Origin of the sequence: Shewanella donghaensis (assembly GCF_007567505.1) — a bacterium.
Classification (GTDB): Bacteria; Pseudomonadota; Gammaproteobacteria; order Enterobacterales; family Shewanellaceae; genus Shewanella; species Shewanella donghaensis.
Genome location: NZ_CP041783.1, coordinates 1,328,798 through 1,349,044, shown reverse-complemented (window position 1 = coordinate 1,349,044; position 20,247 = coordinate 1,328,798). Strand labels below are relative to the sequence as shown.

The window sequence follows — 20,247 nt, the reverse complement described above, 5'->3', positions numbered from 1 at the left end:
GTTAATTATTTGTAGTGATTTAGTTTCAAATTGTTACTGAGTTTTTTGAGGAGAATAGGTGATTTACTTAAGCGTGTAGTGAAGGGTCATTTTGTGTTCTATTCGTTATGTATCTTTGTTTTAACTGGTTCTGTCTAGGAATGGATTAGGGGCCTAAATCATTTTTGCCCCAAATCTGGTTTGCGTTATTGAACAAGTCAAAGTTGTGGCGATTAGTTTGCGTCAGATTTAGAACTCAGGATTTCACACAGCATTTCCAAACTTCGTTTGGATTAACGTCGTGGCGCTTCACCCACACCAGAGCCAAGGGGGAAACTGCTTGTCCCCCTTAACAATCCCTCAGCCCCCCAACGAAAAATGCTGAAAAACGCATGATTTTCGATGGGGATTGATCCCGCTTTTAACTACGTTTATTGCTAACTTCAGACTTATTCAAAAATGCTAACGCTTCCGATGGGGCATCCATGCACCGCGAAAGCTATGCTCACATCCATGTAAGCATCACGCTATTTTCTTTAACGTCCTCAATTCAAATTGCGCACGCACGCTTATAAATTTTGTTACTGATGAAGTTAAATCGAAGATATGAAATCCCCAGTGTAAGCGCGGCTGTGACCGTCCATGACATGGCGAAGTTTCACAGTGTGAAACGTTCTGAGCGAGAGGCATGGATGCTGAACTGGCCGTTTAACATGGATGTTATTTGTCATGGCCGAGCTTTCAGGGACCTTTTGATTTATATAAAGAGTCCTGCGTGTCACAGTCGTGCTTGCACAAAAGGTCGCTCTTTCACATCTGACCCATAGGGATGTGGAAAATGTCATTATGATGTCGGGAACATCATTGACCATGTGATCGCGACATTCGTATATCCTCTACAGCACCTGCGGCAGGCAATGGGTTAGATTGAAGTGATGGACTACTAAAAAAGACCCAATATAACTGAAGTATAAAGTTGGTGGTCGTAACACGTTTTTGCCCCATTGTGTGTTTCGACCGATTGAACACACATTTCACCAAAGCATCATTTGACTTACTTTTCGTAATACTAGTAATGTGGATATACATACGGATTAACATCATTATGCGTAAGGGTACTAATGAGCATTGAAAGTGCAATTGAAGCAATTAATAAATTCCAAGGAGATTCTCTCACTGAAAGTCTTTCTCGCTTGGAAGAAGACATTATCGGCTCTAGCGCTGTCGACTCATTAGAGTATTGCTCTGAAAAAAAAATTGATGATGACTTTGTTGCTTCAGCCTTGGCTGTAAAAAAAGTCGCGGGAGAGATCAATGTTATTATTCATGCCTCAGGAATATTGCACTCACTTAAAGATATTCTGCAAAAAGGGGAAGTTGTTCAAAGTGTTTCTTTAGGAGCAGGTAATACTGGTCGAAAATTTGATCTCGAAACTAACTATCAAGTAGCTGAATTCAAGTTTATCGATTGGAAAGGTGGAGCTGAGTCAATACGGCAGAATGGGTTATTCAAAGATTTTTATGAACTCGCGGAATATGACACTGAAAAGGTTAAAAACCTCTACGTAGTAGGCACTCATTATCCACTGAAATTCTTGAATGGAGGAAGATCCTTAACTAGCGTGCTATCAAAGCAACCAGCAATATACAAAGGTATATCAGATAAGTATGGGTCAGCGATTAAAGTAACAAGAGATTACTATGAGATTCATAAAGGGTCTGTGGATATCATTGATATTTCTCCGTATATTGGCCGCGTATGACAAGGAAGCTAAGTTAAGTGGACTTAATAACTGTTGACTTGGTTCCGCTTCGTTAAAAGTTAATTCATGCTTTACTCAATTAGCAAAGACAACTCGAAATTGCCTCAAAACGTGTTAAAAATGGATATATCTCGAGGTAAAGCCTGTGACATTTACCTTCAAAAATGTAATTTCACCTCTAATAGAATTGTCAGACTCGCTCTACCACAAAAATTGAGATTTGAATGAAAAATTATTTTCGACAACTAATGCTTTCTATGCAATTATTTCTTTGCACTATTACTTAATTTTTACGCGTAGCCTCAAGTGATAATTAGTATGTTTTAGATCAACTTATCACGGTTCAATTCAGAGGGTTCCATATTGAATATTAATGATTTTCAGATTTTTCATAGTGTTGTTGAGAGCGGGGGATTTACTGCGGCTGCAAAAAGTTTAGATCTACCGACGGCGACCGTTAGCCGAAAAATAATCCTACTTGAAAAAGAGTTATCCCTCACGCTATTAACACGTTCTACTCGTTCTGTAACGCCTTCGAAAGCAGGGCTCATCTTTTACCGACGTACTAAATTGATATGTGCAGACTTGGATAATACATTAGAAGAAATGCATTATAATCAAACTGCATTAGAGGGGGAGATTAGAGTACAACTTCTTCCGGCTGCGAAGCCTCTTATTCCTTATTTCCATCAGTTTCAGTTAATGCATCCAGATATTCTATTGGATTTAGTGATTGAAAGTCAGAACATTTGCTTAATCAAACATGGTATTGATTTGGCCATAAAAGTGGGCGAACAACAGGACTCAAACTTAAAGTGTCGAAAGGCTAGAACGATAGTGACAGAACTTGTTGCATCACCAGAGTATTTACAGAGTTATGGTACACCTAGCTGTCTAGAAGATCTTAATGAGCACAACTGTTTGCGCTTTCGAGACTCAAATAATGTTGTTGAATCAACCTGGACATTTAGTAAAGATGAGAAGTTAAATGGTATCAAAGGTAATTTTATTTCTAATGATATCAGCTTGATTCATCAAGCGTCGTTATTGGGGCAAGGCGTTGCTTTGTTACCTAGGGTGCTTTGTAAAGATGATATTATTTCTGGCAACCTTATTAGTCTTTTAAGTACTAATAAGAAAATGCATTATGATATTTGGTTAATTTATCCAACGGTTAAATACCAATCAAATGCTGTAAAAGCATTAATCGACTTTCTTGCAGACTCAGCCCAAAAAGCAACAACCAGCTAAACTAGCTGGTTGTTTCGTTTCCTAACTAAAGCTGACGACTGCCTCCTGGTCCATTATCAAGCTCTTGCACGTCCATCGATTCGGTTGTTGCCCAACCTACTTGATTTCCCTCTTCATCAAATAATTTACCGATAGTCTCAAGCATGCCACCAGGTTTGCCCATTGCTGGCATTAGATTAGGACAGCATGGTTCAACACGGTATTTTTTGCCTTTAACCGGAATTTCAAAATCCCAGCCATAAGACACCCAAATACCCGATTCTAGTTTTGTATAACCGTTTTGTTTTTGAACAAAACCTACATCTGTTTGTTCTCTTGTACCATCGGCTTTAAACCAAGTACACATCTGTAAGTCATCGTGGAAGAAGTTATATAGGTTTATCCTGTCGCCATCGGCAAACAATAATCCGGTCCATTCCCATTTGATTGAACTCGGGTCAACCAGATCACAAACCTGATTATCTAACCATCCACGCCCATCTAATTCAACTATGGTTTGTTTTGTGTCACTATTTTTAACATAGCGTCCGTGAGAAGGCATGTTAGGACAAGAGTAATATAAAGTATAACCTGCACCCTCACGCATGAATCCTTCTTGGTCGAGAGCAGGATCGTTGTACCAACGAGCCTCACCAGTAGCGCTCAGCTCGATAAGCCCTGTTTCATCTTGTGCTGATAATTCCATTTTGTCACCATCCCAACTCAGAGATGCGGAGAATTTTTCGCCTTGATATCGCCATGTTTTAGTGTCGATATCGTATAACTCTTCGTATGATGCATCCGTGTACTCTTGGTGGTAGAAAACGGTTTCGCCTGAATCTACGTTGGTTAAACGATAAAAGACTGAAGTGAGCGGTTTGTCTTTACTATAGTTCTTGCCAGTTTCAGCATTGATTGGATCATAAAAACCATGGCCACCAGGTTGGAATATGAGGTATAGGAAGTAACGCGAACCATCTGCACCTACGAGGTTACCAGTGTACCATCTCCACTCTAAGAACCAAGGGTCTTGAGGTTTGTGTGGACCCCACTCTTCAACTGCATCTCCGCGTGACCAGTTTTTAAAGTCGTAAGGCATTGGATTTTGAATTTTCATGGGGTTACCTTTAGTTAGTTGTTAGTTGTTAGTGTGTTTAAGTGACTTAAGTATTACTAACTAAGGCGTGGAGATAAATAGGATAAAATAGGAATGACTTTCTCATTTATTGATAAGATAGTGAAACTGATCTTCCCCTTATTTAGTAGGCGTTATTAACTCGCTTTTGTCCAAATTCACCATAACGCTAAAATATAAGTTTAATGTGACAGCCTTTTTTTATGTGAAATTAATTGCCGGATTAGCATTCATTGGTTAGCACGCGAACAGATGGGCCTTCATCCAGAAGGTTTTGATAACGCACCTGACAACCGTACTCAGTACGATTGCCAGTAGTAGGGGCGCCGCTAAAGAAAATGTAAATTTGGTTGAGACCAGACGCCTTATCGATGAAGAAGGGAGCTGCACTAGGATTTGCCACAATGACGTTTTTACCGACGGACTCGATATTGAACCACACTTGCACTTGAGCATTAATTTGCTCAAAGGAATCACCACCGTCCACCGATGGATAACCCGCTAAAAGAGGTACTTGTACTCCGCTGATGGTGATTTCGTCTTCGCCGATATTTTGTCCTTCGATTACCGCCTTACTGTGCAGAAGGGCTAATGCTGACTCCATTGCTGCCCCTACACTGAGCATGGTATTGGCTTTGGCATCCTTACTAAGATTGACAAATCGTGGTGCAGCAATAACTGCAATCACGCCAAGTATGACGATAACGACTACAAGTTCTATCAGTGAGAATCCTTGATTTCTTCGCATGCTATGTCTTACTCCTTTTCATAACTACCGAGTTAGTTATAACACATTGTTATTAGGGGGGAGCAACATAGAATAATTACCTTAAGGCATTTTTGTCCATTTTCAAGTTAGCTTGGCCAACACATTTCTGCCCCAAAACGAGTTTCAATCTATTGTTATAAGCATAATTAGATCTAATACATGCCACAGTTTGTTTACTTGAAAACATACAAAGCACAGGCCAGAATAACTATGCCACTTCAATCTGCTGATAAAGAGGGTTTTATAGATGGGGGGGGGCTTTCATTCCTTGAAGTGAAGCGGCCAAATTTATTGGTCACTACACTTCAGGGAACTACTTATGCCGTGTAAGTCATAATTTGATGGAATAAATATTCTTCCATCATTTAAAAAACTGAGCTGACATTACTCGCTTCATAAGTTATTTACTGCATGGTCTCGGTATTTCATCCTCATCAACTATTGATGGGCAATCGTTTATCGTTACTACCCCCATCATATGAGGAATTGCCAAGTTAAAGTTGTTTAGAAAAGAGTCAATATTACTAGCTCTATTAACTGAAGAAATTTGAATAATTAAGTTCCTAAGTTTATCTGCACTGAAAGGAACTGTATTATTATCTTGATCTACAGCCTTGGTTACTACTACTTTCAGTGTTGCAGGTTCATTATTTATTGTGATTAACAGTTCTAAAAAACCTCCAGCTTCGAGTTCTATTCTAAAGGTGTCTGGAATACCTGTTTCAATTAACCCAAAAGTTTTTGCAATTGCAGTAATAGTCAATTGAACAGTTAAAATTTCTCCTGAAAGACTACTGTTTAGAAAGCTATCGACATTATTTTCACAGAAAGCGCAATTAGTAAATTGCCAAGCATCAGATACTACTGAAGTCGGCACAGTTAAGTTACGACCAGCATTTAAAAGTTGACTCCTTGCACTTTCTAAATCGACTAATAATCTAGAAACCTCGATTGGTGTATATATTTTCTCACCAAAAGGAAGCATAGTGCTAGATAAAGGTGGGGGAACTTGAACAAGCTGTAAATGGACTTGATAACTTTCAACATTGTTATCGAGTATATTGATTAAATGTACGTCCTTTCGAACGTTATTTCTTGCTTCTGAATCAGAGATATTATTTTTTGCCCAAGTTAACGCAACAGATTTCATTTCCTCTGAAGAACAATCGTAACATTCAACATAATTATTAGCATAGATATTTGCACTAAAAATCATACAAGCTATAAAACAAACTTTCATTAATAATCGATTAAAATTCATAAACCTCTCCTTGTGTAATAATAATCATTTGCATTATAAGGTTGTATTAGATCAAGTTAAATACCTTACAATGTAAATTTATCTGAACTTCAAACATAGACTACTCCCTTCTATTGGCTTTATACCCCATGCTGAGTCATTTATATTGATATGTGTGTTATTTAGGCGTCGCTATGTGATTTTTAAGCCCATGTTGGTGGTCTATAAATAAGAACATCTACAAATCAACTTAATAGTTAAAATTAAAACAATTATTTAAGTAGGTATTATCTAACAATATACATTGAATTGATTTTAAGTTTATATACGATATGTAGTGACTTAGTTAAATTAACCATTTATTTGAAGGCTAACCTTAGCTAGCCTTTCCTATTTTAGTCAAAATTATCGTGATGTGAATTAGAGCGTTTTTAACATTAACTCTAAGAAGCTTTTGCCCCATTACGTGATAGCTACCGTTAAATCTTTAAATAAAATCAATTTCAGGTATACCTCCTACAGATACCAATTCAACTGTATCAACACACAGTTATAATGATTTTCTAGTTGTTCACCATTATTATCGAAGCAAAAATCAGCGAAATTCACATCGATAAATTTAAGGTTTAAAATTTAATTTTTACATCTCAGTTGTTTAAATTTCCCCTGTAAAGTAACAATGGACCCGATAAATGTTCTTGCTCAACTTTGCGGAGTGGTGAAATAGAGGACGACAAGTTTTAGGTATTAGTTGCTTTACATCAATAAGTTACGTTGATATGTTGGATGTAAATTAATTTATGGCAGGGATGTATCCAAGACGCAGGATAATAAGCTGTTATGTATTAAGGAGTGCACATGAAAATTACGACATATGATAGAGTCTTTTCACAGCAAGATATTCATCGGTTTTTTCTCAAAACAAGTGTGGTAATAGCGGCATTTCTTGTTACTTCAATTATCTCACAGCTATTCAATTTGGCTGTTCTTGAAAATAAAACGCATGAAACCCTGTCTATTGCAAAGGCTGAAGTTAGTTATTACAAAAATCAAAAAATACTTAGTCCTGGCGAACAACTTAAATGGGATATTGCTAGCGCAAAATTAGAGTCTGTTAAAAAAGCTATTAAGACTAATAATACAATGCTCGAATTAAATACAACTATTACTGATATATGTATGTTTTTGGCACCAATGTTCTTTTTCTTTGGTGCTTTTTCATGGTTACTTCATTTACCTTATGTGCAGGTAACCCTTGATGGTGAAAATCCAGTGTCGAGTTCAGGAGAGAATATTCAAAAACAAGCAATAATATTAGAGGACAATAAGCCAGTTAAACCTCCTCAAGCTCAAGTTAGTTCATAACAGTGTAATCACTAATGAAAACTGGCCACTATTTTAGAATTTACCTAGCTTGTTTTTGTCCAGAAATGAGTTAGAGTATCTCTAAACCTGTGGCCACTACAGTATTAGTTCTGTGTCTGGTAAACATGTAATTGGCAGTCAGCTCTAGCAACTAATCGGTCAGCTCAACTTCTTCAAAATACAGCCCTTGCCATCCATTTTCTTTGGATAGTGAATATAAGCTATTCTTAGCATCCGTAGTGAAATACCGTATACCGACATTTTTGGCCCTAAAAAGGGTAGTGTTGGTGATTGATTCTTTATTAAATACCATTCTTTTGAAGCGATTTGTTCTACTTGGCTTACCATTTCTCATGTTAATGATGGTTAACTCATTATCTAATACGTCATCGTAGCCAATGATATTTAAGGCAAACCAACTTTCACCTTCAAGCTTACATTCTAAAAGTTCAATATGTTTATCAAGGAAAGGTTTAAGAATTGAAGCAATTGATAATGGAACCACAAACGTTGATGCACCTAAAGCTGCTATGTCAGGTTTAGCCACACCGCTATGTGCTTCATAAAGTTCAATGAGCCACTCCAAACCAAGTGTTGTCCAGTTTTCGCTCATACTTGCTCGTCCATCAAACAGCATCATTTGACCTTCAGTAAGCTGCATTGTTTGCTCAAACCCTGTTTCATTAAGTATTAGGAATTCATCTGGGTTAAACAAAACGCGATAGACTTTAGCAAATGTAGTCACAACTATTAACCTCTTAAGCTCTTATTAATTTCAAACGTACCATCTTTTAAATCTTCACCAACTTCTTGAAGCACATCAATAATCCCTATGCGGCCTAAGCCTTCTACAATGGTATCAACTAATAAATGTTCAACGTTAATATAATAATAATTAGAATGAATTGTTGAGTGAGGATAAGCTTTTGGCATATTAGTATGAGGCGCATTCTTGACAAATCTAGGTAAAAAACGCCATTGTCAGCAGCGTCTATATCAATACCAAAAGCTGCTAAACGTAATCTAGACCTGGCAGCTCTCATATCATTCCAAGATACTATATGTAGTGGCTTAGTGAATTTGGCCACTAACATTTAGTTGAACACACTCTTGATATAGAAAAAGTTATTTGAAAGTTTTTAGTATTACACGCATTCCTGGCTTGGAAATGTCCAGGAATAAGCTACTCAAGTTCAAATATGTAAAACAAAAAAGCCCCAACAGTTTCGTTGAGGCTTTAGCATTGATAACTTAACTTAACTTAACTTAACTCAACTCATTGAGTTTAATATCAAACGATTACTCTGGTGCTATTTCAGGGTGTTTATAAGCGTCGCGGTATTTATCAACCCACATTGCAGTAGCGCCACAAATAGCCACAGGCATTACAATAAAGTTAACGATAGGGATCATTGAAAATAATGTCACTGTGGCGCCAAAAGTATAGCTGGTGCCTTTGGTTTGGTTCAAAGCAAACTTCATATCTTCAAATGGTACTTTGTGGTTATCAAAGGGAAAATCACAGTATTGAATCGCCATCATCCAGGCGCTGAATAAAAACCAAAGAATGGGCGCTGCAGTTTGGCCAACAACAGGGACGATGAAGAGGGCTAAAAATATCAAGGCTCTTGGTAAGTAGTATTTCAACTTAATCCATTCTCTGCCCATAATTCGGGGTAGGTCTTTAATTAAATCAATTGTAGTGCCAGAGTTAAGTGACTTACCGGTTAAATGCATTTCAACTTTTTCGGCAAGTAAGCCATTAAAGGGGGCTGCAATCCAGTTCATTACCGAACTAAAAATAAAAGACATCACCACTAATAAACTGACAACAGCAAGTGGCCATAGAAAGAAGTTTAACCAAGTTAAGTAGTCAGGGATCTGCCCGTTCATCCAGCCAAATAATTCGTCTAGCTTACCTACAGCAAAATAGATAACAGTAGAAAAAAGCACTAAGTTGACCATGAGTGGTATAAATACAAACGTCCTTAGCCCTGGTTGTTTAATGAGCTTAAAACCATCCATAAAATAATTAACACCACTTTTCATTGGTTTAATTGCCATCGATTACATCCTTGAAAAAACGAGTTATTACAATTGTGATGATGCATTGAACGGAAAACAAGCCTTAAAGTGTGTTTAGACCATAAAAATCGTTACAAAATGCAGCGTGATTGGTAAAGTTGTACCTTACTGTGTCATATCAGACAATTGGTTAATCATTAATTACCTTTAATAAACCCCACTGGAACCACTTAAAAGCACAATGCGATTAAAACAAATAAAACTTGCTGGCTTTAAGTCGTTCGTTGACTCCACCAAAATCCCATTCAATCAACCATTAACGGCCGTTATTGGTCCCAATGGCTGTGGAAAGTCTAATATCATTGATGCTGTTCGTTGGGTGTTAGGCGAAAGCTCTGCCAAGCATTTGCGTGGCGACTCGATGATGGACGTTATTTTTAACGGTTCAAGTGCCAGAAAACCGGTTTCTGTTGCCAGTATTGAACTGAGCTTTGAAAACTTGGACGGCCGACTTGCCGGTCAATATGCCAGTTATCAAGAAATCTCGGTTAAAAGACAAGTCAGTCGTGATGGTGATTCGAATTATTTTCTAAATGGTCAGAAATGTCGTCGTAAAGATATTACCGACCTATTTATGGGTACCGGCCTTGGTCCACGCAGTTATGCGATTATCGAGCAAGGCACCATTTCAAGGCTCATCGAATCTAAACCGCAAGAGTTACGGGTGTTTATTGAAGAAGCTGCGGGTATTTCACGTTATAAAGAACGCCGCCGCGAAACTGAGAATCGTATTCGTCATACCCGTGAAAACCTTGAACGCCTTAACGATATTCGCTTAGAACTTGGCAGCCAAATTGAAAAGCTTGAGCAACAAGCACAGGCGGCAAAGCAATATCGAGAGTTTAAGCAACAAGAAAGAGACTTTCATGCCCAGTTACTGGTTATGCGTTATCAGGAACTTACCGGTCAGAGCGACAAGATTGCCAAAGAAATCCAGCAACTTGACGTTAATATGGCTGCAGCCAATGCTGAAGGCGAGTCGACTGAACTCACATTGACCCAGCTTAAAGGTCAATTAGCTGAGTTATCTGAATCTGAACAAAAGCTGGTTGCCGAGTTTTATCAAGCGGGCACCGAAATCGCTAAGTTGGAGCAACAACTTAAACATCAGCAGCAGCAAGATAATCAGCTTGAATTACAATTAAAAGAGTTGGTAAGTAAACAGAAAATTTCCAGTGATGCATTACAAGATTTAACAGTGCAAGAACAACAGTTGTCGCTAGCGTTAGAACAAGGTAAACCTGAGCTTGCAGATGCAGAACAAGAGCTCAGCATTATTGATGAGCAACTTCAAGATGTAGAAGAAAAGGCTGCTGATTTACAACAACATCTGTCGGTACTGTCGGACGGTGCAGCTAATGCAAAAATGGAAGCGGCGCTAACCCAGAATAAGTTGCAGCATCAACAACAAATGCTGTCTCAGCAGCAAAAGCAGTTAATTGGACTTAGTGCTGAACAACAGCGAAATACCGAGTCAGATCCTAATGCAGAACTCACGGCACTGGATAGCCAGCTAAACGATCTACAAGAGCAACTAGAACTTGAAGATGAAGTAAAACACCAGTTGGCTGATGACTTAGAAGACAAACAACAAACGCTGGCTTATTCCGGTGAGCATTATCAACAACAAAAGCAATTGCTCTCATCTTTAACGGCAAGAAGCGAGTTGATTGAACAATGGCTGACTACGGATGATTCCGAGCATCAAGCATTATGGCAAAGCATTGAAGTCACACCCGGCTGGGAAAAAGCGGTAGATGTATTACTACAGGGCATTTTAGCCACTAATGTTATTGATGCCTCAATCAAGCTTGATGCGAACGGCTCTGATGACTTAGCAGAAGGTTTTTTTGCGTCAGGTGATATAAAACCGATTAATCAACAAGTGTCTGCTGCGGTGAACTTATTGCCTTGGCTTAATAATGTCACTTGGAGCTCTAGTCTTGATAGCGCGAAGAAACAGCTCGAGCAGGTTAACGCTGATGGTTTAATTGCCACTCAAGATGGTTATCTTGTTGGTCATGGTTTTGTCTTCAAAAAAGCCGAAGGTAAACAGTCTGAGTTAGCGCTTAAGAATGAATACCAGCAATTACTCAATCAAATTGAACAGTTAAATGAACAGTTAATTAAGCTACAGCAGCAAGTAAGCACAGCGACTCAAGCCGTGGCGGATGCTCATGGGCAAACTAGTCAATCTCAAATTAAACATCATCAACTGCAGTTAGATTGCAGTAAGCTTGATGCGCAAATTAAGAGTTTAGTGCAACAAAAACAAGATAGACTGCGTCGTCAAAATACCTTAAATGAGCAAGTGCAACAGGTGCAGGTACAAATCACGTCGGGTCAAAAATTGATTGAGCGCTTAACTGCAGATGTTGAATTGTCTCAGCAAACTCATCAGCAACAACTGGCGAAGCAACAGCAAGTTAATCAAGATTGGCAAACCGCTAGCCATCAGCTGCGAGAATATAAAACCAAGCGCAGTCAGCAAGAACGAAACAGTAATACCTGCAGGCAACAATTACAAAAATTGCAAACGCAAGCAGCCGTGTTGCAAGCTAATATCAGTCAGCAGAAATTGCAATCTGAAACCACCACTGAACAAATTAAACAGCTGCGTCGAACTCAGTTACAAAGTAGTGAAGACTTGGGCGATAAGCAGTTACAGCAACTGCAAAGCCAGTTAGCGACACAGTTAGACATTCAGCAATCTAAACAGCAATTGCTCAATTCAAATAGAACTCAGCAAGCAGAACTGCAATCTCGGCTTGATAGTGCGCTATTGATTCAAAAACAACAACTTGGTGGGCTTCAAGACTTGACTCAAATGCTCAGCGGGTTAAAGTTACGTCGTGAAGGTTTAAAAGGTCAGGCCAATGGTCAGTACCAGTTACTTGAAGAACAACAGATAAATATTCAAGATGTAATATCAAAAATACCTGAAGCGGCTAAAGTCGTGGTATGGCAAAAAAATCTTGATAAAGTCAGAGCGCAAATTAGCCATCTTGGCGCCATAAACCTTGCAGCGATAGAAGAATTTGAACAACAAAGTGAACGAAAGGCTTATTTAGATAACCAAGATAGTGATTTAAATAAAGGTTTGGGTACACTTGAAGAAGCGATTCGTAAAATTGATAAAGAAACACGTATTCGGTTTAAAACCACATACGATGCGGTTAATGCTGATTTATCAAAACTATTCCCAAAAGTTTTTGGCGGCGGTAAAGCCTATTTAGCCTTAACGGATGATGATTTACTTGAAACGGGTGTGACCATAATGGCGCAACCACCGGGTAAAAAGAATAGTACGATTCACCTTCTTAGTGGTGGAGAAAAAGCGTTAACCGCTTTATCATTAGTATTTGCCATATTTAGACTTAATCCAGCTCCTTTTTGTATGCTAGATGAAGTCGATGCACCTTTAGATGACGCCAACGTTGAACGATTTTGTCGTTTACTGAAAGAGATGTCGCAGAGTGTGCAGTTTGTATATATAAGTCATAATAAAATCACCATGGAAATGGCTGATCAATTAATTGGTGTCACTATGCATGAACCGGGAGTTTCACGTATAGTCGCAGTAGATATCGAAGAAGCGGTGGCATTAGCCGACGCTGAATAAATAGGATTACAGGGTTACCAATGGAAGATTTTCAACTGGTTTTGTCCATACTTGGCGCAATAGCTATTATCGCAGTATTGGTACATGGTTTTTGGTCTATTCGTAAGCAACAACCTAAAACATTAAAAGATAATCCGATGACGGGTTTCTATAAAGGACAAGCTAATCAGCGTGATTCGCAAGGTTTTGACGCTGATGGCATCGGTGAAGTGAGAAGAGTAAATGCTGATGACGATAGTCAAGATGACTCTGGCACGCCTTCATCAACACCTAATATGTATCGACCAAAAGCTGCTGTGAATTCGACTATTTCTGATGATGTTGAAATTAATGAAGCGGGTTCTAAAAAAGGCATTGGTTTACAAAATCCTTCGGCAATTAATGCCAAGGCGCCAAGTTATCACCCTGGTAGAAAAGAGCCTGTTATGGCCGCAGCTGCGATCAAAGCAGAAGCTGAACATATGCCGACGCAACAAGCTTTATTTACTGAAGATTTTACCGACGAATATAATCAAGAACCTGTTGAGACAGCCCATGTGGATACGTCGGTAAATACAGTAGATGCTTCAGCAAGCGACACCACATATCAGCAAGCCGATTATCAACATCACAAAGACACTCATAACCAAGAACCAGTGATTGCAGCTGAAGCTACTTTTGCTGCAACGTCAGTGACTGAAACACCTGAGCCAGTAGTGAAAGATGAGCCACTTGGCGATCCGCAAGATGTATTGGTTTTGCATGTTGTTGCCCGTGATGGCGAACAAATGCATGGCGCTGAATTATTACCTTGTTTGTTATCGCTTAACTTTAAGTTCGGTGATATGGATATTTTCCATCGTCATCAAGATAATGCCGGCAATGGTAAAGTCTTATTTTCGATGGCAAATATGTTAAAACCTGGTGTGTTTGACCCAGATAGCATGGAGCAGTTTGTTACCCAGGGCGTAGTGTTATTTATGACGCTGCCTTGTCACGGTGATGCTTTAATGAATTTTTCAATAATGCTTAATTCAGCACAACAGCTTGCTGATGATTTAGGCGCAGAAGTGCTAGATGACAAACGATTAGCATGGACTGATGTCAACAAACAGGCATATTTAAGCCGAATTAAAGCAGTTTCTTAACCATTTTCGATTGTTAAAATAAGGCCGCGCTTGCGGCCTTATTTGTATTTAGATGAGTGATTTTATGCAAGACGTTAAAACAGAAATACAGCAAATAACCAGTGAGCTTCACCGTCATAATATTCTTTATTATGTTGATGATGCCCCAAGTATTCCTGATGCCGAATATGACCGTTTAATGCAGCGTCTTATCGCGCTTGAAACTGCTCATCCAGAATTCATTACTGTTGAGTCTCCAACTCAACGTGTTGGCGGCGCGCCGTTAGCAAAATTTAATCAAATTACTCATTTAAAACCCATGCTCAGCTTAGATAACGCCTTTGAAGAAGCTGATTTCGAAGCATTCAATAAGCGTATTACTGACAAGGTTGATGTTGTTAGCTATTGCTGTGAGCCAAAGCTTGATGGATTAGCGGTGAGCATTCTGTACCGAAATGGCGTGCTGGAACGTGCGGCAACTCGGGGCGACGGTAATATCGGTGAAGATATTACTGATAACGTGCGTACCATTAACGCTATCCCACTTAAATTGCGTGGAGATGATTTTCCGGAGCTGATGGAAGTTCGTGGTGAAGTCATTATGCCTAAAGCCGCCTTTGAGGCGCTAAATCAACGCCAACAAGCCAAAGGTGAAAAAGCCTTCGTTAATCCACGTAATGCCGCTGCGGGTAGTATTCGTCAATTAGACAGTAAAATTACTGCGACTCGCGCATTAGGTTTTTATGCTTATGCGTTAGGCGTGGTTGAAGGTGAAAGCTCGCCAATGGCAGATTCACATTTTGGTCAACTTACCCAGTTAAGACAATGGGGTTTACCTGTTAGCCAAGAGGTCAAAGTCTGCGATAGTTTGCCTGAGGTATTTGCTTATTACGCCGACATTATGACTCGCCGTAGCAGTTTGTCTTATGAAATAGACGGGGTCGTTATCAAGGTCAATGATATTGCCAAACAAACGACCTTAGGATTTGTTGCCCGTGCACCGCGCTGGGCCATTGCTTATAAGTTCCCCGCTCAAGAAGAAATGACCTTGCTTGAAGAAGTCGACTTTCAAGTTGGCCGCACGGGGGCGGTAACCCCTGTAGCTCGTTTAAAGCCTGTTTTTGTTGGCGGCGTAACGGTATCAAATGCCACGCTTCACAATGCTGATGAGATTGCGCGATTAGGCGTAAAAGTCGGGGATACGGTCATTATTCGCCGTGCTGGTGACGTCATTCCGCAAATTGTCGCTATCGTAATGGAAAAGCGTCCAGACGATGCCAAAGACATTACTTTTCCAACAGAGTGCCCAGTGTGTCAAAGTTTAGTTGAACGCTTAGAAGGCGAGGCCGTTGCGCGTTGCAGTGGTGGTTTATTTTGTGAAGCACAGCGTAAAGAAGCTATTAAGCACTTTGCGTCTCGTAAAGCACTTAATATTGATGGCATGGGCGACAAAGTCGTTGAACAATTAATTGATAAAGAGCTCGTACAAAGCCCTGCTGAATTGTTTACTTTGACGGCATCGATGATCACTATGCTTGAACGTATGGCAATGAAGTCTGCAACAAAACTGGTTGCTGCCATTGATGATGCTAAGACCACCACTTTATCAAGATTCATATATGGTTTAGGTATTCGTGAAGTGGGCGAAGCAACAGCAGCTAACCTTGCCAGTCATTATAAAACCCTTGATGCGATTAAAGCGGCGAATGTTGATGAGTTAATCGAAGTTGATGATGTCGGCGCAATTGTTGCCAAGCATATCGCCCACTTTTTTGCTCAGCCACATAATGTTGAGGTGATTGATAAGTTAGTCGCCGCTGGCGTTAACTGGCCTGATTTAGAAGCTGTGGATGAGTCAGAATTAAGCTTAAAAGGGCAAACTTGGGTATTAACTGGCACACTCACGCAGTTAAACCGAAATGATGCTAAAGCGAGGCTACAAGCTCTTGGTGCTAAAGTTGCCGGCAGTGTGTCTAAAAATACCGATTGTTTAGTTGCGGGTGAAGCTGCAGGCTCAAAATTAACCAAAGCACAAGATTTAGGTGTGAAGGTCATTGATGAGCAAGGTTTATTAGATTTGCTTAACGGTTAAGATAGTTATTGGCAATTTTTAGACGGAATATTAAGGCTTGATTCTCAATTAAGGCTTTGTTACTCAGTTAAGCTTTGTTAGTTAATTAAGCTTTTTATTAAGAATAGAGCCTTAATACAATAGATTGGATACCCTGTGAATTTTAGTAATATCACTTGGCTTGATGAAAAAGGCCACATAAAACCACCGATATTTCTTTATCTTATACTCATTTTCCTTGCGCGTGGTTGGTGTGTATTTATTGCGTCCTTGACTCAGTTTAGTGATCGGTCAGGACTCGTTAGGCTATTTTACCCTGAGAAAACTGACTTCTTAATGGCGCTAACGGCCGGAGTCGGTGCGGTGATTATTTATGGGTTGGTGATTGCTGAACGAAAGCGTGGGCCACAATTATTAAGACCTGTATTCAATCAAGTTAAATATGCCCTGTGGTTGTTACTTATTGTAGATGCATTACTATTAAGTCAAAGACTGGTTCACGACCACTTTGTTTTTAAAGCGAGTTTTGCACTCGATGCGTTATTTATATTTTGGTCATGCATCTATCTCTTTAAATCAAAGCGCTTGCATCATTATTTTAAAGATTGGCAAAATGAAGCCGATTACTTAGCTGTTGAAACTGAAAATAGCGCAGATGATGTTGAACTTGTGCACGACATCTATGAGCCTGATGAATCATCAGAAGTCGCAAAACATACACAAAAAATTGTAGATTCTGCCAAGCATAATCGGGCAGTATCAAAAAAAGTTATTCAAACTGAACTAAACAAAACGATAAACTCTGATATTAAAAAGTAAAGTTAGGCATATAGCACAAATCTAAAACCATAATTAGGTTAACTTTATCTATCATTACTAATACCAGTATTCATGGACGTTTAAAGGTAAGTAACAGTGGCAAAAACTGCACCTATCAATATACCGCTTTCACAACTTGTTGTGGGAATGACCGTTAAACTGCCTTTGTCGTGGTTCAGTAACCCGTTTTTTCGAAATAAAGTGCCTGTTACCTCAAGAGCTGAACTTGAACTCATACATAGCCTTGATATTACTTATGTTACCGTTCTTGAAGGTCATCACTTATTAGCTGATGAACCAGAACCCATTGTGATACCTGTTGCAGAAGTGGTTGCTGAATTTGATATTGTTGGTGCGATTAAAAAATCAGTCAATTCCAGTCAAACGAAATTCAATAAAGCCGCCAGTGATTTACGTCCAGCATTCAGTAAAGTGATTAGCGACCCAGAAGTCTCACAACGTGAAGCCGTTACTGTGGTGGAATTACTGATGACAGAGTTAACTGAGTCAAAGCATCCCCAATTTACTTTAGTGAGTTGTGCGGATAAAGAACCCAATATAACCCAACATAGTTTATCTGTTGCTGTGTTGTCGATGATGATGGCGCACAGTCTAGAGATAGCAATTTCAGAAATAAGAGATTTAGGGTTAGGTTGTATTTTTCATGATATTGGCAAATTAAAAATCCCTGATGCTATTCGTCGCAAACGTACTGATTTAACGACTCATGAGGCTAATTACCTCAAAACTCATCCTAATATTGGCTATGAAATGCTAGACCGGAGTGGTTTATTTACTAAATCGGTACTGGATATTGTGTTGCATCACCATGAATTTATCGATGGTAGTGGTTATCCAAGTCAATTCACCAAAAAACAGCTAGCCAAGTTAATACAGATTGCCGCGTTAGCGAATGATTATACTCATTTATTAGATCGTACCAGTTCACCGCAAGTGGCTTTAGGCACTTTATTTAAAACTAGAGAAGGCAAACACGACAAAGGACTGATTGAGGTTCTCGTTAAAGTGTTAGGCATTTTCCCTCCGGGTTCAATCGTTAAGCTTTCTGATGGTTCCGTTGCAAAAGTGATGATGACCTCTAGAGAATCGAAGCAACCTCATGTGTTTAGTTGTTCGATGCATGGCGCTCAAGCGGGGTTTAGATGTTTAACAGACGAAGATGTTACCGTCGTTGAAACGATTAAAATTGACCAACTATCAGAAAAGATCGCCAGTACACTCAAAGTCAATAATCCGGTGTGTTTCTTTATCAGTCATATCAGCGATTAGCCTAGCGTACGAGCAATACTCTCATTATTTTTAACCATGGAACTCTTCATGAAAAGCATTTCAATTATTGGTTGCGGTTGGTTTGGTTTGCCTTTGGCAAAGCAATTGCTTAATGGTGGCTATAAAGTAAGTGGTACCAAGCGTAGTGAAGCAGGATGTGAGCAATTAACTGAATTAGGAGTAGAAAGTTATTTACTCGATTTAAGTCTATTACCATCTAATTCACCCGTCCAGGATAGCGCCAGTACTGCGGTAACTGCGTATAATGAATTACTGGATGTCGATGCGTTAGTGATAAACATCCCTCCAGGACTTCGTCGTGGTGAAAGCCAATACCTTGTGCATATACAGCGCTTAATGGGCTTAATTGGTCAGCGACAATACCAACGGATTATCTTTATCAGCACGACAGGTGTTTATCCTGCTGAAGACAAAGTGATGTATGAGACTGATGCCAATGCATACGATGCAAAAAGTGACATACTGTTAGCTGCAGAGTCATTAGTGGCTGAAAAAGACAATGCTTGTATTGTTCGTTTTTCAGGGCTTATTGGGCCTAAACGTCATCCAGGTAAGTTTTTTGCAGGCAAGGCAGATGTTAGCGGAGCTAATGTGGCTGTTAACTTGGTTCACCTTGACGATTGCATTCAGGCTATCGACGCTATTTTATTTTCGACCTTTGCTGGGCAGGCTGTTGCAAATTATTATAATCTGAGTGCGCCGAGTCACCCTAGTCGAGCAGATTTTTATCAAGCTGCGACTCGCCAGCTTGGGTTAGCTGCGCCGCAATTTAATGATGTCATCATGCCAAGTAAAATAATTAATGGCGATTTGATTTGCCAGCAGCTAAATTTCAACTATATTCATCCCGATCCCTTAACCATGCTAGAGCATTGCTAATGCTCGGTTAATTGATTGCTGAGTTTAACTGACTTTATTTAGATATTTGATAGCGACAATAGTTAATAAGCACCTGCGATAAGTTTACTCATGTGTTTTAACCATTGGTATTCACTTGTGTTCAGGTATAATGCAGCCCATATTTACGATCAAAGGCCAATATTGAATGAGCACCCCAGTAACTGATTTCCCACTATTAAGTGGCGCTGAATTTGTCGAGTTATACAAAGTACTAAAAGTACAAGGTTTAGTTGATGGTGGCGGTGCAGCTAAGCATGTCATCACTGAAGGTCTCGTTAAAGTGAATAACGAAGTTGACACACGCAAGCGTAAAAAATGTGTTGTTGGCGATGTCATTGAGTTCAATGGCGAGCAAATTAAAATTGTTGCCACAGCGTAAGGATAAAATGATGCAATTCCCTGATGATGATAACGGTAAAATGTTAGCGGCTATGGCCGAGTCTGGTATTGATTTAACTGTTGCTTTAGATGTTGATTTCTTTTTGATTTTTGACGATCAACGCGATGCAGAATCAGCACTAGAAGCACTCACTGAAACAGCTCTTCAAGGTGAACTTGAACTTAACTTTAGCGAAGAAATCGAAAAGTGGGAGCTGATTGTTTGTTTAAACATGGTGCCTTCATATGATGACTTAGTGGCTAAAGAAGTTGAGTTAAATACTTTTGCACAAGAATTTGATGGCATGACTGACGGATGGGGCGTAATGCAACATCAAGAAGGTGATGACGAATTTGCAGATGATGAACATAAATGTGACGACAACTGCTCACATACTCACTAGTTAATCTCGCTTTAATATGAAGTTGAGACAGTCAGATTATCTCACTGATTGTTAACGGTTGTGAAAATGA

The 20,247-nt window shown here is 39.4% G+C and carries 16 protein-coding genes and 1 pseudogene; 11 read left to right on the top strand and 6 right to left on the bottom strand.

The features are described from left to right. Positions 1 to 1,100: 1,100 nt before the first annotated feature. Both FPK91_RS05735 and FPK91_RS05730 read left to right on the top strand, forming a co-directional pair. Positions 1,101 to 1,742 carry a hypothetical protein gene (locus tag FPK91_RS05735; RefSeq protein ID WP_144209236.1) on the top strand — a complete coding sequence of 214 codons (642 nt, stop codon included), beginning with the start codon at positions 1,101 to 1,103 and terminating at the stop codon, positions 1,740 to 1,742. Between the two features lie 363 nt (positions 1,743 to 2,105). Further along, the gene (locus tag FPK91_RS05730; protein ID WP_144209234.1) at positions 2,106 to 2,993 is read left to right on the top strand and encodes a LysR family transcriptional regulator; all 888 of its coding nucleotides are present in this window, start codon (positions 2,106 to 2,108) and stop codon (positions 2,991 to 2,993) included. Positions 2,994 to 3,018: 25 nt separating this feature from the next. Here the strand turns inward: FPK91_RS05730 and FPK91_RS05725 are convergent, their stop codons facing one another. The 3 genes from FPK91_RS05725 to FPK91_RS05715 all read right to left on the bottom strand — a co-directional run bounded on the left by FPK91_RS05725 (position 3,019) and on the right by FPK91_RS05715 (position 6,137). Continuing rightward, positions 3,019 to 4,089: a lipocalin-like domain-containing protein gene (locus tag FPK91_RS05725; protein WP_144209232.1), complete on the bottom strand. Its 1,071-nt coding sequence runs from the start codon at positions 4,087 to 4,089 to the stop codon at positions 3,019 to 3,021. Positions 4,090 to 4,330: 241 nt separating this feature from the next. Then, entirely contained in the window at positions 4,331 to 4,855 is a 525-nt protein-coding gene (locus FPK91_RS21200; protein WP_144209229.1) for a prepilin-type N-terminal cleavage/methylation domain-containing protein, read from the bottom strand. Between the two features lie 421 nt (positions 4,856 to 5,276). Next, complete coding sequence (locus FPK91_RS05715; protein ID WP_144209226.1) at positions 5,277 to 6,137, bottom strand: hypothetical protein; 861 nt, start codon at positions 6,135 to 6,137, stop codon at positions 5,277 to 5,279. Positions 6,138 to 6,974: 837 nt separating this feature from the next. Here FPK91_RS05715 and FPK91_RS05710 point away from each other — a divergent pair. Beyond that, positions 6,975 to 7,481, top strand: coding sequence for a hypothetical protein (locus tag FPK91_RS05710; protein WP_144209223.1), 507 nt, complete (start codon positions 6,975 to 6,977; stop codon positions 7,479 to 7,481). Positions 7,482 to 7,632: 151 nt separating this feature from the next. Here FPK91_RS05710 and FPK91_RS05705 read toward each other — a convergent pair whose 3' ends face one another. From FPK91_RS05705 to cysZ, 3 genes are all read right to left on the bottom strand, one after another. Beyond that, on the bottom strand, positions 7,633 to 8,226 hold the full coding sequence (locus FPK91_RS05705) for a hypothetical protein (RefSeq protein ID WP_144209220.1): 594 nt from the start codon (positions 8,224 to 8,226) through the stop codon (positions 7,633 to 7,635). 5 nt (positions 8,227 to 8,231) lie between these two features. Beyond that, positions 8,232 to 8,414 carry a hypothetical protein gene (locus FPK91_RS05700; protein WP_144209218.1) on the bottom strand — a complete coding sequence of 61 codons (183 nt, stop codon included), beginning with the start codon at positions 8,412 to 8,414 and terminating at the stop codon, positions 8,232 to 8,234. 366 nt (positions 8,415 to 8,780) lie between these two features. Beyond that, positions 8,781 to 9,545, bottom strand: coding sequence for a sulfate transporter CysZ (gene cysZ / locus FPK91_RS05695; RefSeq protein ID WP_144209215.1), 765 nt, complete (start codon positions 9,543 to 9,545; stop codon positions 8,781 to 8,783). 202 nt (positions 9,546 to 9,747) lie between these two features. Between cysZ and smc the strand changes: the two genes are divergently transcribed. The 8 genes and pseudogenes from smc to FPK91_RS05655 all read left to right on the top strand — a co-directional run bounded on the left by smc (position 9,748) and on the right by FPK91_RS05655 (position 20,177). Beyond that, entirely contained in the window at positions 9,748 to 13,188 is a 3,441-nt protein-coding gene (smc, locus tag FPK91_RS05690) for a chromosome segregation protein SMC (RefSeq protein WP_144209212.1), read from the top strand. 20 nt (positions 13,189 to 13,208) lie between these two features. Continuing rightward, positions 13,209 to 14,315 (top strand): cell division protein ZipA, encoded by a 1,107-nt coding sequence (zipA, locus tag FPK91_RS05685; protein WP_144209209.1) that lies wholly within the window; start codon positions 13,209 to 13,211, stop codon positions 14,313 to 14,315. A gap of 64 nt (positions 14,316 to 14,379) precedes the next feature. Beyond that, a complete protein-coding gene (ligA, locus tag FPK91_RS05680; protein WP_144209206.1) occupies positions 14,380 to 16,386 on the top strand; it encodes an NAD-dependent DNA ligase LigA in 2,007 nt (668 codons plus the stop codon). A 135-nt stretch (positions 16,387 to 16,521) separates the two neighbouring features. Continuing rightward, positions 16,522 to 16,983 (top strand): annotated as a pseudogene (locus tag FPK91_RS05675) (DUF2919 domain-containing protein); the annotation flags it as partial. 297 nt (positions 16,984 to 17,280) lie between these two features. After that, positions 17,281 to 18,474, top strand: a complete 1,194-nt coding sequence (locus tag FPK91_RS05670; RefSeq protein WP_227006694.1) for an HD-GYP domain-containing protein — start codon at positions 17,281 to 17,283, stop codon at positions 18,472 to 18,474. Between the two features lie 48 nt (positions 18,475 to 18,522). Continuing rightward, positions 18,523 to 19,374, top strand: coding sequence for an SDR family oxidoreductase (locus tag FPK91_RS05665; RefSeq protein ID WP_144209200.1), 852 nt, complete (start codon positions 18,523 to 18,525; stop codon positions 19,372 to 19,374). A 166-nt stretch (positions 19,375 to 19,540) separates the two neighbouring features. Then, complete coding sequence (locus FPK91_RS05660; RefSeq protein ID WP_144209197.1) at positions 19,541 to 19,774, top strand: RNA-binding S4 domain-containing protein; 234 nt, start codon at positions 19,541 to 19,543, stop codon at positions 19,772 to 19,774. Between the two features lie 10 nt (positions 19,775 to 19,784). Beyond that, positions 19,785 to 20,177 (top strand): ribonuclease E inhibitor RraB, encoded by a 393-nt coding sequence (locus tag FPK91_RS05655; RefSeq protein ID WP_144214179.1) that lies wholly within the window; start codon positions 19,785 to 19,787, stop codon positions 20,175 to 20,177. The last annotated feature ends 70 nt before the right edge of the window (positions 20,178 to 20,247 follow it).